This is a genomic window from Pedobacter duraquae (genome assembly GCF_004362245.1).
Lineage (GTDB): Bacteria > Bacteroidota > Bacteroidia > Sphingobacteriales > Sphingobacteriaceae > Pedobacter > Pedobacter duraquae.
The window spans coordinates 720408-738982 of sequence record NZ_SNWM01000003.1 but is presented as its reverse complement, the minus strand read 5'-3'; the positions used below and the strand labels follow the sequence as shown (position 1 = coordinate 738982).

Genomic DNA, 18575 nt, shown 5'->3' with positions numbered 1-18575 from the left:
ATAACTATGACATAACGTTTTTCAATAGTCTTCTACCAATTAATAAGGTCACTGCTAATATTCCAGCAATTATACCGCCTAGAATAATTCCTTTAGCTTTCCCAAACCTTTCTTTATCTAAAGGATAGATTGGAACGTCAATAATCTGAATCAACGGCGTTTCCCTTCGTAAACTTATCTTTGACATCTCTAAATTCTTAACAAGTTCACTTAAAATTGCTTTATTTGTTTCTGCAGTAAATTGGGATCGTTGCATAGGGAACACCCTTTGAATTTGTCGCGTAACATTCAAATTAGGCGTAGCATCAGTTATACTTGCGGCGGTATAAATAGCGCCGTTTAGCACTGATCTAACAGAATCCGTCTTCTGCTGTAATATCGCAACGTTCTCTGAAGACTTTTTTGTTTTCGTTTGAACATAGAAGTCGTTAACGTTCTTCACAATCTGATCATTAAAAGTTTTTGCAAAAAACTCGTCCGCTGAGCTAACAGTTACCTGGATAATACTTAATTTCTTATCTGGTTTTGTGACAGTTAAATAATTTCTATAAATATCCAATACAATTGTGTTAATCAGGCTATCTTGTAGTCTTGAAAAATGCTCAATCTTAGCAGTGTCCTTAGATCTTAGTTTTTCTTGATTAACATCAAATTTAATGTTTTTTAGAGCTGGAATCTGATTCCAACGATCACGTACCTTGTTGAAAGCAATGTACCGATCGATCAATAATTCCCTTTTCCCTTTAAAAACACATTCGCTTAACAATGTCTTTTGAATCATTGTACGGGATTTATAAAACTCTATAATATTATCGCCTTGAAAAAGACCACCACCCCCGCCGCCAATATCAATTCCAACAACGGAAGCCAACCCTGCATATTGTCCAAGACCACCACCGCCCTCGTTATTCTCCAATACGAAGGTAGTAGCAGCGGTATATATTGTTTTTTTTGACAAGGCAAATAACAGCCCAACTGCCCCACCAGCTAAACCAATAAAAACTATAATTAACCATTTGCTTAGGAGATATTCGAATTCGGCTTTTATTTTAGTAATAAGTTCCTTTATTGAAACTTCTTCTTCATTTTTCACAACAGTATATTTTTCTTTAGAATTATCGGTTATTATTTATAAGCTTTATCTTAGAATACTAACAATAACTGCCGCCAAAGACGCAAATGCAGTTCCTATTCCAATCCAACTGGCGGCTGTCATCCGCTCCCGTTCCGCTCGTCTAGGGACCAAAATCTCTGCACCTGGTTTTACTTTCGGATAATTGTTAAAAAATAAAAATGATTTTGAAGCTTCTACTGATCCATTAGCATATTTAATGTAAGCCCCACTACGAAGGGCATTACGGGTGAACCCCCCGGCTCCGTTTAAGTACTGCTTAAAGCCCCTGCCAGGCGCATAAACAATACTGTTGGGGTTAAGCACCTCCCCAGTTACTTTAACCGTCTGTAATTGTTTCGGAACCCTGATATTATCGCCGTCTTCTAGAATAAGATCGACTCTAGATTCAGGTTTCGATAAGATTTTTTTCAAATCAATTCCTACTAAATCAGATTGAATTAACTTTTCCTCAATTACCGCACTAGTTGTATCTTTAGCTCCGCTTTCTTGAGCTCTCTTTAAAGCCATTAACTTTTTGTCATTTTCTTCTTTATTGTCAATTGCATTTTTGTCTTTTTTAGTAGTCGATTTATCAGGTCCCGGTCGTTTCAATGAGGCCCCATCTGCGTAAGCAGTAGGCGTCAGTCCACCTGCACGTTTAATCAAATCTGATATTCGTTCGTTCTTCTGTAGGATAGTATAAATTCCTGGATATAGCACTTCTCCTTCTACCTTAACTTGCTTTTGAACGCTGTAACCTTCAGAACTACGAACGGAAACTACGTCAAAAGGTTTTAATATGAATCGATCACCCTGAAGTTTTAAATTCTTATCGACATTTACGATAAACACATCGGCGGTTTTTGCGGTAATTGAGGAAGCGTCACTGTTCATAACCCTTCTTGAAACCTCAATTCTACTCGGAGTTGCCCCTTCTCTAAATCCGCCCGCGATCTGAATGGCATCTTCCAAATTCATATTATCAGCGTAATCAAACTCTCCTGGAAATCTCACTTCTCCCTGAATATTTATTTTATATTCATCCCGTAGATCAAATAAAGAAGAAATTGTTACACGATCTTCTCTTTGCAATGGAATATCGGTCTCTCTTCCATCCATGATTTTGGCAACGTCAAAAGAAAGTAATGCCAGTGTATTGTCACTATTAAGTCTATTGATATATCCTCTATTTAAAAAAGCATCTTCTTTTAATCCATCAGCCTTGTTTATCAAAGACTTAACCGTCAACCCCTTCGAAAGTTCATACTGGCCCGGCCGAAAAACGGCACCTAGAATTTCTATTCGATTTTCGAATCGGTCAAGAATACTTTCTACAATATACTTGTCTCCATTTCTTGGGGTATAAGTTTTGAATTCAGAATTTAAAATATCAGTGATCCTTCTTTCCTTATCGGTATTTTGAAGCACTTTTACTTTTGCTGAATAAGCCTGTGTTCTAAAGCCACCCGCAAACTGCAGTACGTCCTCAAACATCTCTCCTTTAATTATTTCAAACAGCGCACTGCGTTTAACCTCACCAACAATTTCGATGCGCGTCTCATAAACCGGAACGTTAATGATATCTTGGTCTTGCAAACGTATATTACCCTTTTGGATACCATAAATTAGATAATCGTAGGTATCTATAGTACTAATCACTTTGTTATTTCTAATGACCTGAATTTTCCGGAATGACCCATTTTCGTTCGGACCTCCGCATGCATACAAGGCATTAAATACTGTCGACAATGATGATAACGTATAAGTTCCTGGCCTAGTCACCTCACCAGTTAAAACAATCTTAATACCTCGGATATTCCCAAGGTTGACTGCTATGTTAGATCTTCCTGTTCTTAGTCCTGCATAGGTCTTTGTCATCGCACTTCTTATCTTCGAAGTCGCTTGTTCAATAGACAGTCCCCCTACAGAAATAAGACCTACATATTGCAACCTTATTGTGCCATCAGGACTAACTTTCAATCGATAATTGGCTTCATTGTCTCCTGTTAGATCAATCAAAAGTTCGTCATCTGGCCCAACAATATAACTTTTTGGAGTAGCCATTCTTAAATTTGGTTCGAACGTCTGATTATCATTCTTAAATACCTCAAGCCCGAAAATTTTAGGCTTTAGTCCTCCGAGAATAGTCTCAGCCTCTTGTTTCTTCCGATCTTGTTCCGATTGGATCTGGTCTTTTTTATTGAGATTATTTTTACGAGTTGAATCTGTCTGATTACTGTAAGATCGTTCGTTTGATTGATTTCTATTCTGACTCTGTTCATTACTCGAACTATTTTGCTCACTAGACGAGACGCTCCCATCTTGTTTTCTGATTTTTTCAACGCGCAACCTGAGTTTCTGAATTTCTTCCGGTTTCATACCTTGGGCAGCAGCCAATTGCTCTAACTGAGCGTCACTGTATCCCATCGATTCTGCACGCTGAATTAACTGTCGAATTTGAACATCTGTCAAATCATCCACCTTGGTATCAGAATAATTAACTTGGGCAAATGCTGTGCGTGAGAAAATAATAATCGAGAATAAAAACAGAACAGCGAGGAACTTTTTGACATTCATATTTTGGTAGAAATATTTTTTTAATTAAGCCATCAAATATAGCTTAATTATTTGATTCCAGAGAAATATATGGCACAGCAAGCTGTATCAAATCCACAAAAAGGTTAAAGATAAAAATCAGGTTATTATACCTTTAGTTTTAATTATCCATTTCTCAATTGCAGGTCTTTTTGAGTACACAGGGGTACCAGCTACGTCTGCTTACGCTATACCGCAAAAATTATGACATTAATCATAATTAATTTATGCTCTAAATAAAAAAAGGCTGGTACTTTCGAAATACCAACCTTTTTTATAAAAGTGAAACATCTTTAATTTACAGCACCAGGAGTTGTGTAAGGAGTTACTTGAGGATCAAAGTTAGCCCATCCAGCAGTCCAGTCAGTAGTACCAAATGCACCTCTGTAAGTCACTTTCTCAAAGAAAGTATCCGTTGCAATTTTAGCATGCGTAAATGCTGCGCCACTTGCGGCAACACCTCCAGCAACTACTGTAAAGTCTGGTCTTCCCAATTGAGGGTTAGCAGCGCCACCTACTGTAGCAGCAACGATATCAGACGAGTATTTGTAAGGAGCTGTTAACAAAGCGTTAGCAAATGCTGTTTTCAGGAATGTATTATTAGACTTGATAACTGTTTCGAAGATTGCCAAGCTAGTTGCATTAGTAGCTTTAACCTCCGTACCAGTGATACCATAAATTAAATTGTTCTGAAACGCTAAAGAACCATCGGTAACATTACTTGAAGTCAGTGCGCCAGTACTATCATCGATATAAATACCGTCAGGGAAACCTGTAAAGATAGAATTGAATGTACTGATCGCAGAGTTTCTTCTGATCTGTGCAGCATGCTGGAAGAAACCATTGATTTTTGTGTTAGCAGCAGCAAGTGGACCAACTACAGTAACGTTTGAGAAAATTGCTGAAGTTTTTGGTGGAGCAGTAGTTCCTGTAGCGTTGTTGTCAGATTCAAAACCGTTAGACCCCGACTGATCTGCTACTAATGGAAAACGTTGAGCAACTGCGAACTGGATTTTACCTGAATAACCAAAATCAGTATCGAAATCATCATCCCAAGTCCCAGAAGCAATGATGTGTTTGGCATTTACCGTTCCACCAAACCACTCATAAGCATCGTCACCTGAACGGTAAACCTGTACATATTCTATAGTTGTTCCCGAACCAACACCACCAAAAGTGATACCGTTGATTTCGTTATCTACCGAGAACGGAATACCAGCATACTCAACCCTTACATATTTAAGGATACCTGAATTATCAGCCGTTTCTGTACCACCATATTGAATGTACTTTTGCTCTTGACCAGAAACTGTAGGAGTTAAACCGCCTTCGATTTTAACTTCACTTCCTTGGTTTGTTGGAGCTTTACCCAATAGGATCAATCCACCCCAGTCACCTTCACGACGGCCACCGGCAGCAACGTTGGAAGTAAATACAATAGGTTTTGCAGCTGTACCTTCTGCATTTAATTTAGAGCCTCTAGTTACAACTAAAGTTGCTTTTGTCGCTTTATCACCTTTGATAATAGTGCCTGGGGCAATGGTCAAAGTAGCACCATCAGTAATATATACGAATCCTTTTAACAAGTATATTTTGTCGGCAGACCATGTAGTGTTAACTTTAATGTCACCTGATACTTCTACTACTGAACCAGTAGATACAGGTGGTTCGATAACATCTGTGTCATCATTCTTCGAGCACGATGTAGCAAATAATGCTAGTGCCAGACCGAAAATTGCTAAGTGTTTTTTCATGTGTTTTTGGGTTGTAATAATTTTCTGTAAAGAAATTAAATTAGAATGAACTGATTATGAATTATATATTAAGTTATTGTTAGCGCTTAATCTAAAATGAGTATGAAAGAGATAACGAAATGTTGGTTCCAGTTTTGTACCTGGAAAGTATCTCGTCCGAGACTTTATTCCCGTTAACAATTACCTCTTTTTCAGGATTAAATTTATTGTCGTTAGAATAATCGAAATACAGCAACGATTGGTTATTTAGAATGTCATTTACGTTAAGTTTAACCTGAGCTTTATTTTTGTAAAAACGATAGCCTGCCTGAAAATCAATCACATTTCTTGGCGCTTCCCATACATCAGAGAAACGCTGGCCGCCAACATTCACAATCCGCTTTCCGACTCTGTTGAATAAAGCACTAAAATTCAAATTATTGCTAAGCGCATTATACTGCAATCCAGCGTTAACAGAATATGGAGACTGTCCCACCATCGGCCGTTCTGTACGCAGGTACGCCTGATCCGTTGGATTTGTAACTTTTGATTTCACCAAAGTTCCGTTTGCATAAACGGTCATATTTTTAAAAAAATCGGTTGTGTAAATAAAATCCAATGTATGTCTGAATTCTAACTCTAACCCATAATTTACCGCCTTAGGTGTGTTGAAGTAAGAGAAAGCAGGTGTTGAATTTTGGTCGTAAATGGTAGGTTCGATCGCATTATTAAAATGTTTATAAAATGCCGATACAGAAATTACTTGACCTGCCGCAGGATATATTTCATATCGCAAATCTGCATTATCAATTAGCGTTCTCTTCAAGGACTGATTCCCGGAAACATTACCCAGCAATTCGTAATCATAGTAATCGAATGGTGCTAGTTCTCTAAATTCAGGTCTTGCTAAAGTACGATAATAAGAAGCTCTAAAGTTAGACTGAGGATTTAAAGCGTAAGTTAAGTTTACCGATGGTAAGATATCTAAATAATCCTGCTTCACCTGAATTGCTTTTCCATCATTCCCCCTGGAATTCAATTCCAGATTAAATTGCTCTGCACGTACACCATAAACAGCTCTCAACTTTTCAGTAATCGGCTGGTCAAGCATCACATAACCAAAACTTGTTAAAGAATGCGCATCATATTTATCTGAGTTACCAGTGATCTCACTTAATTGATAAAGCCCCTGATTAATTAGTGCCGTAGAATATAAAGTGCTTAATGGTCTTGACTGGATATCCTGATCTGCCTGTTTCAAAGTTATCCCCATTAAACGGGCGGCAAAGTCCCGGTCTCTATATTGCGATCCTAATCCCCCTTTAAGAATAGTGCTTTTATCAAACAATTTGATATTATAAATATCGTTCACAGCACCACTATATATAGATTCTTTAAGGTCTGAAAAGAACCTGTTATTCTCCTTTGTTAGTGCTGTATTGGCGGCAAGGAATGGCTTGTCAGTTCCACGGTCAGAAATACTGCGTTGATATCCAATTTTGCGTTGATCGGGTTGGTTATTCAAAATGTTTGAATAAGATAAGGTCCATGTAATCTTATTTTTCTCAGTTACCTGATGATCCCCATCCAATGATGTTTTGAAAATTCCTTTTTGGGTCATGTCAAAAGCATAGTACCTCAAGTCAGTCGATCTGCCTTGATCTGTTCCTTCACGATATGTGAATTTATCATCAAGTATTCTGTTATATAAATTTTTGAAAGCAATTTTATTTTTTCCCTTTACATAAGAGAAATTTGCCATCGCCCCAATGTTTGAAGAAAAAGTATTCACCCGATCATCATAATCATAGGTATAATAATCACGCTCTACATCCGGCCTTGTAGTTTCAGAATTTCTGTAGGTCAAGGAAGCAATCATGCCAAACTTACCTCCATTGGCAAAATTCTTAACCTGTCCCAAACTCAATTGGTGATTCTGACTCAACGGGGCAGATTCCTGTCCAATTTTCCAAACCTTGGGCAATTGATTAATAGCGGTTATATTCTTAGCATCATCAAACCTTAAAGCTTCAGTTGCCGCAGTATTTTTTGGAAATTTCGAACTGGTAGGGATCTGACGATGACCACCGTCAAACCCAAAGTAGTTCTCAGTGTATCTTGGTCCGTAGAAAAAATCCTTGAATGTCGACTGACTGTTATACCCCGTACCTAAACTGATATCAAAGAAATTTCTATCTGGAACATCTTTAGTGATGATTTTAATCGATCCACCGGCAAAATCGGCATTAAGATCAGGTGTTGCTGTTTTGCTTACCACGATATTATCTATCAGGCCAGCAGGAACGATGTCAAAAGAAAATGCTTTACGATTAGGTTCTGTACTGGGTAAACTTGAATTATCCAGACTGGCATTGTTGTAACGGTCGGATAAACCACGTACGATCACAAATTTATTATCTTGAATCGTAGTACCACTTACACGCTTTAATACGTCCCCAGTACTTCTATCTGGACTTCTATTAATCATGTCTGCAGATATTCCGTCAGAGATCACCGCACGATTTTTTTGTTGCAGATAAAGGGTATTTACAGATTCCTTTTTATAAGAAGATGTGATAACAACTTCGCTTAGGTTGTTATCTTTCGATTCTTCCAATACTATGTTTAATGGCGTAACAGTATTGGCTTTAATCTCAACATCTGTGATCCGTTTCGTTGAATAACCAATATAAGAAACTTCGAAGGTGTATTTTCCGGGAGCAAGGCCTACTAGCGTATACCGACCGTCTACGTCAGTTGATACAGCCGTCCGTGTGCCCTGTACTTTAACCGTTCCACCAATAATAGTTTCACCGGTTTTCCTGTCTGAGACTTTACCTGAAAGTTTACCTGTTGTTTGTGCGAATAGCACCGTGCTGATCACTACACAAAAAATGGTAATGACTGCTTTTTTAAAATAATGTTCCAATTGCCCTGTAATTTGTTCAGGCAAAAGTATTACCACAATGTTAGCTACAGGTTAGCAGCATAACACCATTAGTTTACCATAAGGTTAGCTAATTGTTAATAGTGCTCTGAATCAATAACGGAGGCCAACTTTTTTGCAAATAAAATGTAAAAGCCAAATAGGCCCTATTAACAGGAACTTAACATCATCTAAAAAAGACGGTTTCTTCCCTTCTATCTTATGTCCGATGAATTGCCCAATCCAGGAAAGCACAAAAATTACCGTGCAAACTAACCACACTGCAGGACCACCGGTGTTCTGCCATTGCTCCAAACCTACAATAGCACCACTCATAATAAAAATAAAGATCAGCATTAAATAAGATAGTACAGGTGATAGCGTATAATAGTAATACACTGAAAAAGCTATCAGAAAAGACGCCCAATTTATATATGCAGCATACCTGCCTAAAAATGGCATAGAGGGAAAAGGAATAGACCAAACTAACCCTAACAAACTAAAGACAATAAGAGGAACACAAATCCAATGGATTAATTCATTGGAAGGGTTCTGGTGACTTTCCCCATATTTATCAAAAAGCTGGTCAACTTTCTTTTTAGGTTCAAGTTTTTGCTTGTTTTGCGCCTGGCCTCTCATTATATTTTGGTTTACATTGGAATAAAGTAAAAATAAAAAAAGCGGCAGAATATCCTGCCGCTTTTCCTCGATTATATTTTCAATATCAAAAGATATTTTATTTAGCAAATGCTACTGATCTTGTTTCCCTAATCACCGTAACCTTGATCTGTCCTGGATAAGTCATTTCAGTCTGAATACGGTTAGAAATATCAGCTGCCAATAACTCTGCCTGCTGATCTGTAATTCTCTCACTCTCAACAATCACGCGTAGCTCTCTTCCTGCCTGAATTGCAAATGTTTTCTCCACACCTGGATAAGACAATGCCAGTTCTTCCAGCTCTTTCAAGCGTTTGATATAGCTCTCCACTACTTCACGTCTTGCTCCAGGCCGAGCACCTGATATCGCATCACAAGCTTGGATAATTGGAGAGATCATAGAAGTCATCTCGATTTCATCATGGTGAGCGCCGATTGCATTACAAATCTCCGGATGTTCTTTGTATTTTTCAGCCAACTGCATCCCCAAAATCGCGTGAGGTAATTCTGGATTATCATCTGGCACTTTACCTATGTCATGTAATAAACCAGCGCGTTTCGCCATTTTCGCATTCAATCCTAATTCTGCCGCCATTGTTGCACAAAAATTAGCAACCTCACGTGAGTGATGCAGCAAGTTTTGACCATATGAAGATCGATAACGCATACGCCCAACCATCCTGATCAACTCGGGATGCAAGCCATGAATACCTAAATCAATAACAGTGCGTTCCCCTATTTCTACAATCTCGTCTTCTATTTGCTTCTTCGTTTTGGCAACCACTTCCTCGATACGAGCTGGGTGAATACGACCATCAGTTACCAAACGATGTAATGCCAATCGTGCTATCTCTCTTCTCACAGGGTCAAATCCTGAAAGGATAATTGCTTCAGGAGTATCATCTACAATGATCTCTATCCCTGTAGCGGCTTCCAATGCGCGAATATTCCTACCCTCGCGACCGATTACTCTACCCTTTATCTCGTCGCTCTCAATATGGAAAATCGACACTGTGTTCTCAATTGCAGCTTCTACCGCAGTTCGTTGAATGGTTTGAATTACAACCTTCTTAGCTTCCTTTGTAGCAGTCAACTTAGCTTCGTCAACGATATCTTTAACCTGAATCATTGCTTGTGCACGAGCTTCGGTCTTCATATTCTCAACAAGCTGATTTTTTGCTTCTTCAGCGCTCAGGCCAGCAATAGTTTCCAACTGTTTTACATGCTGATTTTTTAACAAATCAACTTCTTCCTGCTTCTTAACGGCAATCTCAGTCTGTTTCTCTAGGTTTTTCTTTTGATTATCAAGATCCTGCTCCTTGCGGTTCATGTTCTCCAAACGTTGATTTACCGATTGCTCTTTCTGTTTTATAGCATTCTCACGTTGATTGATCTGATTATTCTTTGCATTTACTTCCTGTTCATGATCAGTCTTCAGCTGCAGAAATTTTTCTTTAGCTTCTAATAACCTATCTTTCTTTAAGATCTCGGCATGACTCTCTGCGTCCTTTAAAATCTTTTTCACTTTAGTCTGCGCATTAGCTTCCTGCTTCTTAAGCAAGCTGCGTAGCAGGTATCTGCCTACAACAATCCCGACGGCAAGGCCGGCAAGTATGTATCCAATGATTCCTATGATTTCCATTTTTGTTTAGTCTAGTTGTTATATATGTGGTTATAAAATCTGCTTTTAGTGCAGATTTTATAACAAAAAACCGCAATTAAATCTTTAGCTCTATGTGCCAGCAAAGTACTGACGGTTTTAAACCATCAAACTGTACTGATTTGAACAATGAAACTAAAAATCTAACCACGGTTAAATTTCTTTGCTATTTGTTAACTCTCCCAAACAGGCTGTAAGCCTTATTTAGAAAAGAAGTCGTTTAATAAACTATCTAATTCCTCAACCTTCTCAGCAACCGCAGTATCTTGATCCTGCACTTTGTTTTCTACTCTTAAAACCGCCGTTGCATAATGCAACACAGCCATAGAAAGCAAATCCTGTTTATCTCTCACCGCATAATTTTCCTGATAGTCTTTTATGCGCTCATTGATAATCTTGGCTGCCCGCCTTACAATTTCTTCCTCTTCCGTATTTACCTTCAATGGATATATACGGTCGGAAATAGTTATTTTTATCGAGATTTCTCCCATTTTTTAGCTTTGTTTCACTATTCGTGTATTCCTCATTTCTTAAGCAATACTATAGATTTATCAATCTCACGCACAAAATCGTTAATTTTTTGCTTTATATCAAGAGACTTTTCACTAGTCCCCTCAATACTCTTCGCCAATTTAAGAACCCTGAGCTTCTCTTCCAAATCTGTCTGCTTTAGCTTGGAGGCTGTCAATGCCGTCTTCACAGCATGATTTTCCATCTTTAATAAATCATTTTCTTCCTGCATAGCATTACACAGCTCTATCAGGCGAGCCGTCTTGTGTAAGACTGAATTTAATTGATCCGCTACAGAGGACATGTATTTAGTTTGATGGTCTATAAAATTACTGTTTAGCTTCCCGGAATTTACATTCTGATCTCCGCTTTTGCAGTTTGCGCTAAGTTATAAATAATCTTTTGCATAACAGCATCAATTTGCTTATCAGTTAAAGTCTGCTCTTCATCCTGAAGCGTGAAATTAAGGGCGTAGGACTTCTTTCCTTCCGGCAACTTATTACCAACGTAGACATCAAATATTTGCACTTGTTTGATTAATTTCTTTTCCGTTTTAAATGCAATTGTTTTTAATTCGTCGAAGGTAACCGACTGATCAACAAGCATTGAAAGGTCACGCCTTACTGAGGGATATTTAGGAACATCTTTGTTGACGATTTTATTTTTCCTAACCAGATCCAGCAATAATGCCCAGTCAAAATCTGCGTAATAAACATCCTTATCTACATCTGCTTTTTTTCTGTCAGCAGCGGTAGCAGCACCAAAAGTCACTAAAACCTTGTCTCCACGGTAATACTTTAATCCAAATGCAAAGTTTTCATTACTCACTTCATCGGTCTGGTAGTTGGTCAGACCAAGTCTCCCAATTATCGCGTCTACTGCAGCTTTTAAATTATAAAAACTTACCGGAGTAGATTTTTGATTCCATTGTTCAGATAGATTACTTCCTGAAAGCATCAGCAATAAACGTTGGCGTTCAACATATTTTCCATCGATTAAATGATATGTTTTACCATATTCATAAAATTTCAAATCAGTGAGCTTTCTATTTTGATTATACGCTACACTTTCCAATGCCGGCATAAGCAGACTCTGACGCATTACGTTAAGATCCGAACTTAATGGATTCAATATACGCACCACTTCATCCTCATTTTTCGAGTAAACACCTTTAGTTAAAGAGTTGCACCAAATTTCCAAATACCCGTTAGCAGTAAGCATATCTGCAATAGCATGCTGTGTTTGCTCTTTATTTGGCTTTGAGCCGTAAGACAACGATGCGTTAACTTTACTTGGGATCTCAATGTTATTATAACCGTACAAACGTAAAACTTCTTCAGTAATATCACACTCTCTGGTAACATCTACCCGATAAGCCGGGACTTCCAACACTAAACTTTCTTCCGTTTCAGAAGTAATGCCAATGCCTAGAGCACTAATGATGGATCTGATTTCCAATACCGGGATCTGCACACCAATTAAGCGCTGGATATTTGCGTAATTAACTTCTACAGCAAAAGGACTGATTGGCTCTGGATAAAGATCAGATATCTGCGACGAAATTTCACCCCCGGCTAACTCCTGTATTAATAATGCTGCCCTTTTCAATGCAAATACTGTAATTTCTGGATCGGTCCCACGTTCGTATCTGAACGACGCATCTGTTTTAAGTCCAAAACGCTTAGATGTCTTACGTACAGACACAGAATTAAAATAAGCGCTTTCTAAAAACACGGTAGTCGTTCCTTCGGAAACACCAGAATCCTTACCGCCGTATACACCTGCAATTGTCATTGGTCCCTCAGCATCACAAATCATCAGATCATCTGCGGAAAGCTGACGTTCAACACCATCAAGCGTGATAAATGGCGTACCTTCAACACATTTCTTGACAAACACCTGTCTTCCTTTTATGGTATCTGCGTCAAAGGCATGTAACGGCTGTCCAAGATCATGGAGTACATAATTTGTAATGTCCACTATATTATTGATTGGACGAAGTCCAATAACTTTAAGCTTATCCTGTAGCCATTCCGGAGACGGTTTCACAGTAATACCGCTGATCGTTACACTGCTATATCTTGGGCAGGCAACTGAATCTTCGACAGTAACATGAATAGGCAGGTCTTCGTTTGTTGTATGGAATAAGGAAACATCAGGCAGGCTCACAGCGCTTTTAAAAAAAGCGGCCAGGTCTCTGGCAACACCCAAATGAGACGCAGCATCCGCCCGGTTAGGAGTCAATCCAATTTCAAAAACAAAATCGTCTTCCATTTTGAAGTAATCTCTTGCTGGAATTCCGATTACGGCATCATCGCCCAAAACAATAATTCCGGCATGAGACCCACCCAAACCTATTTCGTCCTCAGCGCACAACATCCCCTCAGAAACTTCACCCCTGATTTTTGACTTATTAATTTTAAACGGCTCCCCCTCATTTGGAAATACCGTTGCCCCAACTGGAGCAACAACAACACGTTGTCCTGCAGCCACATTCGGAGCACCACATACGATCTGCAACAGCTCAGTACCACCAGCATTTACCGTAGTCACTCGCAGCCTATCGGCATTGGGATGTTGCACACAGGTGATTACTTCTCCAATAACAAGGCCTTCAAGTCCACCCACTATCGGTTGAACCCGGTCAAGACTCTCCACCTCCAAACCAATATTGGTCAGAATAAGAGAGAGCTCCTGAGGAGTCTGTGTAATTTGCACGAACTGTTTGAGCCAATTATATGATATCTTCATGTTGTATTTACGAATAAAATGCAAAGATATAAAATTATGCCATGGAGTAAACGATATCTACTCAAATCAGGCCTGCATCGCTAAAACTATAAAAAGATTTATCGGTGATGATCAGGTGATCCAGGATTGGCAGATCCATAAGGCGGCCTACTTCAACAAGATTACTGGTCAACTGAATATCTTCAGTACTGGGATTTGCGTTTCCGGAAGGATGATTGTGAGCAAGAATAATATATGACGCTGTATTATCTATCGCCGTTTTAAAAATGACTTTAGGATCCGCTACCGTCCCCGATTGCCCCCCTTTGCTAATCATGAAATTCCCCTTCAACAGATTAGCCCTGTTTAGCAGCAACATCCTGAACTCTTCGTGCTCCAGATCAGCGAAATTAGACCACAACTGCCTGTACGCCTGGTGAGCAGTCTGCACTTTGATATCCGGGCAATCGCTATCACTTTCTCTTCGCCGCCGCCCAAGCTCCAAAGCAGCAACAATAGAAACTGCCTTAGCCTCCCCCACCCCCTTGAACTTGCACAAATCGGTAACACTGACTTTACCAAGAACATCAAGATCATTCCTGTAAAAAGAAAGAATACGGCGACTTAACTCAACAGCGCTCTCCTGCTTACTTCCCGAACCCAACAAAATTGCGATTAGCTCAGCATCCGTCAAATGCCTTCTCCCGTTGTTCAGCAGTTTTTCTCTTGGTCTATCTGCCTCGGCCCAAAATTTAATACCTGTTTTTTGTGCATAAATGTCCATAAACACAAAAACGGGATAAGCAATGCCTATCCCGTTTCCAGTATCTTCGTAAAGCTAAAACTATTTTAACCCATTAACAAATTTAGTTAATTTAGATTTGTTGTTTGCCGCTTTATTTTTGTGAATCACATTTTTCTTAGCTAAACGATCCAACATAGAAATCACTTTAGGTAATAATTCTACACCAGTTTTTTTATCTTCAGCAGCACGTAACCTTTTGATAAAGGTACGCGTAGTTTTTGCCTGATATCTGTTACGTAAACGTTTAGTTGCGTTAGCTCTGATTCTTTTTAAAGCTGATTTATGATTTGCCATTGTTCTTTAGCCTTTATTTTCTATTTTTTTCGGACTGCAAATATATGACTTATGTTTTTAAATTACAAAAGGATAACGGAAATATTTTGAATAAAGTTGAAAAACTAGAGCAAACGGGATTTCAACACAATATACCGTCTATATATATTATGCCTCTATTCACAATCACCCTATAAATAATAATATCCGGGAAACACTTTTAATAAACCACTAAAATAGTATTTTTGACAAAAAGTTCTCTGTGAAAAAACGTCTAGCCATATTCGCATCCGGTTCGGGCTCTAATGCCCAAAAGCTCATGGAGCATTTTAAAAATAGCTCCGAGGCAGAAATAGCACTCGTCCTAACCAACAACCCTGACGCCTATGTATTACAGCGCGCAGACAACTTTGAGATCCCTTCACATATATTTGATCGCCACGAATTCTACCAGACAGATGATGTAGCCGATCTGCTGAAAAATCTAGACATTGATTTCATTGTGCTTGCTGGCTTTCTATGGTTGATTCCTCAAAAACTAATTGACGAATATCCTGGCAGAATTATAAATATCCACCCAGCAATTTTACCAAAATTTGGAGGCAAAGGTATGTATGGCGATCATGTGCATCTTGCCGTGATGGCAGCTAAAGAGCCAGAAGGCGGAATAACAATTCACTATGTCGATGCCAATTACGACGAGGGAGAATTCGTCTATCAAGCAAAATACCGCATCGATCCTACGGACAATCTGGAGATGATCAAATTTAAAGGTCAGCAACTTGAACACCTGCACTATCCCCGTGTTGTAGAAAGCCTTGTAAAAAAGATCAAAAAGTAAGCGTTTTTTTGACAATCTCCCTGAATATTATTACGTAAAAAAGCTTACTTTTGCGGCTCAAAATTTTCCTTCAATGAGCCAATCGATAAAGATCAAAAACGCTTTAATCTCAGTTTATTACAAAGACGGTCTTGAACCTCTCGTTCGCTTGCTAGCAAGTCAGGGTGTTCAGTTATACTCTACAGGTGGTACTGAACAATTCATCAAAGACCTAAATTTACCAGTAACAGCAGTTGAAGATCTGACGGGATACCCTTCTATATTGGGTGGACGTGTAAAGACCCTACATCCTAAGGTTTTCGGCGGCATATTAAATCGCAGAAACCTCTCCGAAGATCAGTCACAAATCTCAACATATGAAATTCCAGAGATAGACCTGGTAATTGTAGACCTTTATCCTTTTGAGGAAACCTTGAAAGCCGGTGGTACCGAAGCTGAAATTATTGAAAAAATAGACATTGGCGGGATTTCACTGATCCGTGCAGCAGCCAAGAATTTTAATGATGTTGTGATTTTGGCATCTAAGGCTGACTACAGCACACTTCAGCAACAGTTAGAAGCACAAAATGGAGAAACCACACTGGAGCAACGTAAAGCCTACGCGAAAACAGCTTTTCACACTTCATCTGGATATGATACAGCAATCTTCAATTACTTTAATCAGGAAGAACCTTTGACTGTATTTAAAGAAAATATTTCACAAGCTCAAACGCTTCGTTATGGCGAAAATCCACATCAAAAAGCTGTGTTTTACGGTAACCTGGACGAAATGTTTACCAAATTAAACGGCAAGGAACTCTCGTATAATAACCTAGTCGACGTTGATGCAGCAGTAGCGTTAATAGACGAATTTGAAGAACCAACTTTTGCTATTCTTAAACACACCAATGCTTGTGGCGTTGCTTCAAGAAATGATATATTCCAGGCTTGGAACGATGCACTTGCCTGCGATCCGGTTTCAGCCTTTGGAGGTGTATTGATCGCCAACAGGGAAATCGACCTGGCTACAGCTACAGAAATTAACAAGCTTTTCTTCGAGGTGCTGATCGCGCCAAGCTATCAACCAGATGCCATAGAATTATTCCGTGCAAAAAAGAACAGAGTTATATTACAACGCAATGAGACTCTGCTGAGCAAAAAACAATTCAAAACGCTTCTGAATGGCGTCATAGAGCAAGATAAAGATCTCATTATTGAAGGCCCTGAACAAATGACACCAGTCACTAACATTCAGCCTACCACAGAAGAACTAGCCGACCTGTTCTTTGCAAACAAAATTGTAAAGCACACCAAATCAAACACGATAGTGTTTGTTAAAAACAACGTGCTACTAGCAAGTGGCGTTGGGCAAACTTCAAGAGTTGACGCGCTTAAACAGGCTATCGTAAAAGCCGATGCTTTCGGCTTCCCCCTACAAGGTGCCGTAATGGCCTCTGATGCCTTCTTCCCATTCCCAGATTGCGTAGAAATTGCTGCTGAAGCAGGCATAACAGCTGTTTTACAACCAGGCGGTTCTATAAAAGATGCAGACTCTATAAACATGGCAAATGAAAAAGGAATTGCTATGGTTACAACAGGAATCAGACATTTTAAACACTAATTATTTCACTGCGAATACAATAAAAAGACGTAGTTTTACATTACTATAGTACACAGAATTTTTTATTCATAAATTATCACCTATAAATGGGTTTATTTAACTGGTTTACACAAGAGGTTGCCATTGATCTGGGTACCGCGAATACCCTGATTATACACAATGATAAAGTAGTGGTTGACGAACCATCTATCGTTGCATTTGACCGACAAACAAATAAAATTATAGCCATCGGCCGCCAGGCCATGCAGATGGAGGGTAAAACCCACGATAATATTCGCACAGTACGTCCATTAAAAGATGGTGTTATTGCAGATTTTAATGCTGCTGAAGCCATGATTAAAGGAATGATCCGCATGCTTAACGGCGGGAAAGGTTGGATGTTCCCTTCCTTAAGAATGGTAATCTGTATCCCTTCAGGAATAACAGAAGTCGAAAAACGTGCCGTACGTGACTCTGCGGAAATTGCTGGTGCAAAAGAAGTATATCTTATTCATGAGCCTATGGCGGCTGCTGTTGGTATTGGAATTGATGTCGAAGAACCTATGGGCAATATGATTATTGATATTGGTGGTGGTACTACCGAAATCGCTGTTATCGCCTTATCCGGTATTGTTTGCGATCAATCTATTCGTGTAGCAGGAGATAATTTTGATTCTGATATCGTCAATTATATCCGTCGTCAACACAATATTATGATCGGTGACCGTACCGCAGAAAAGATAAAAATTGAAGTTGGTGCCGCTCTTCCTGAGCTTGCTGATCCACCAGCAGATTTTGCTGTCCAAGGAAGGGATCTTATGACAGGTGTTCCTAAGCAGATTACCGTTTCCTATACTGAAATTGCACATTGCCTGGACAAGTCAATTTCTAAAATTGAAGAGGCAATACTTAAAGCTCTGGAGATTACCCCACCAGAGCTCTCGGCTGATATTTACCAAACAGGTATTTACCTTACTGGTGGAGGAGCATTATTACGTGGCCTTGATAAACGGGTAGCAGCAAAAACAAAGTTGCCGGTTCACGTTGCCGAAGATCCACTTCGTGCGGTTGTACGGGGAACTGGTATCGCACTGAAAAATATTGGTGGTTTTAAATTCTTAATGCAGTAAAATATTTGATTCTGTAAAACAG

14 protein-coding genes are annotated in these 18575 nt (G+C 39.1%); 3 read left to right on the top strand and 11 right to left on the bottom strand.

The window, feature by feature from the left end; genetic code table 11:
- Window positions 1-4: 4 nt before the first annotated feature.
- The 11 genes from CLV32_RS14875 to rpsT all read right to left on the bottom strand — a co-directional run bounded on the left by CLV32_RS14875 (window position 5) and on the right by rpsT (window position 15024).
- Window positions 5-1093 carry a GumC domain-containing protein gene (locus CLV32_RS14875; protein WP_133556878.1) on the bottom strand — a complete coding sequence of 363 codons (1089 nt, stop codon included), beginning with the start codon at window positions 1091-1093 and terminating at the stop codon, window positions 5-7.
- A 45-nt stretch (window positions 1094-1138) separates the two neighbouring features.
- Window positions 1139-3691: an SLBB domain-containing protein gene (locus CLV32_RS14870; RefSeq protein ID WP_133556875.1), complete on the bottom strand. Its 2553-nt coding sequence runs from the start codon at window positions 3689-3691 to the stop codon at window positions 1139-1141.
- Window positions 3692-4002: 311 nt separating this feature from the next.
- Window positions 4003-5463 carry a hypothetical protein gene (locus tag CLV32_RS14865; RefSeq protein WP_133556872.1) on the bottom strand — a complete coding sequence of 487 codons (1461 nt, stop codon included), beginning with the start codon at window positions 5461-5463 and terminating at the stop codon, window positions 4003-4005.
- Between the two features lie 91 nt (window positions 5464-5554).
- Window positions 5555-8395: a TonB-dependent receptor gene (locus CLV32_RS14860; RefSeq protein WP_243732324.1), complete on the bottom strand. Its 2841-nt coding sequence runs from the start codon at window positions 8393-8395 to the stop codon at window positions 5555-5557.
- Between the two features lie 87 nt (window positions 8396-8482).
- Window positions 8483-9115 carry an Mpo1 family 2-hydroxy fatty acid dioxygenase gene (locus CLV32_RS14855; protein ID WP_317130259.1) on the bottom strand — a complete coding sequence of 211 codons (633 nt, stop codon included), beginning with the start codon at window positions 9113-9115 and terminating at the stop codon, window positions 8483-8485.
- Window positions 9105-10667: a ribonuclease Y gene (gene rny / locus CLV32_RS14850; protein ID WP_208111014.1), complete on the bottom strand. Its 1563-nt coding sequence runs from the start codon at window positions 10665-10667 to the stop codon at window positions 9105-9107. Before rny ends, CLV32_RS14855 begins: the two co-directional genes overlap by 11 nt.
- A 218-nt stretch (window positions 10668-10885) precedes the next feature.
- Window positions 10886-11176 (bottom strand): cell division protein ZapA, encoded by a 291-nt coding sequence (locus tag CLV32_RS14845; RefSeq protein WP_068891351.1) that lies wholly within the window; start codon window positions 11174-11176, stop codon window positions 10886-10888.
- A 32-nt stretch (window positions 11177-11208) separates the two neighbouring features.
- The gene (locus CLV32_RS14840; RefSeq protein ID WP_133556870.1) at window positions 11209-11499 is read right to left on the bottom strand and encodes a hypothetical protein; all 291 of its coding nucleotides are present in this window, start codon (window positions 11497-11499) and stop codon (window positions 11209-11211) included.
- 47 nt (window positions 11500-11546) lie between these two features.
- Complete coding sequence (gene pheT, locus CLV32_RS14835) at window positions 11547-13946, bottom strand: phenylalanine--tRNA ligase subunit beta (protein ID WP_133556867.1); 2400 nt, start codon at window positions 13944-13946, stop codon at window positions 11547-11549.
- 61 nt (window positions 13947-14007) lie between these two features.
- Window positions 14008-14709, bottom strand: a complete 702-nt coding sequence (gene radC, locus CLV32_RS14830) for a RadC family protein (protein ID WP_133556865.1) — start codon at window positions 14707-14709, stop codon at window positions 14008-14010.
- Window positions 14710-14769: 60 nt separating this feature from the next.
- Window positions 14770-15024, bottom strand: coding sequence for a 30S ribosomal protein S20 (gene rpsT / locus CLV32_RS14825; RefSeq protein WP_133556863.1), 255 nt, complete (start codon window positions 15022-15024; stop codon window positions 14770-14772).
- 241 nt (window positions 15025-15265) lie between these two features.
- Between rpsT and purN the strand changes: the two genes are divergently transcribed.
- The 3 genes from purN to CLV32_RS14810 all read left to right on the top strand — a co-directional run bounded on the left by purN (window position 15266) and on the right by CLV32_RS14810 (window position 18553).
- Window positions 15266-15844: a phosphoribosylglycinamide formyltransferase gene (gene purN, locus CLV32_RS14820; protein ID WP_133556861.1), complete on the top strand. Its 579-nt coding sequence runs from the start codon at window positions 15266-15268 to the stop codon at window positions 15842-15844.
- Window positions 15845-15917: 73 nt separating this feature from the next.
- Window positions 15918-17444: a bifunctional phosphoribosylaminoimidazolecarboxamide formyltransferase/IMP cyclohydrolase gene (gene purH / locus CLV32_RS14815; RefSeq protein ID WP_133556859.1), complete on the top strand. Its 1527-nt coding sequence runs from the start codon at window positions 15918-15920 to the stop codon at window positions 17442-17444.
- Window positions 17445-17530: 86 nt separating this feature from the next.
- A complete protein-coding gene (locus CLV32_RS14810) occupies window positions 17531-18553 on the top strand; it encodes a rod shape-determining protein (RefSeq protein WP_012780976.1) in 1023 nt (340 codons plus the stop codon).
- The last annotated feature ends 22 nt before the right edge of the window (window positions 18554-18575 follow it).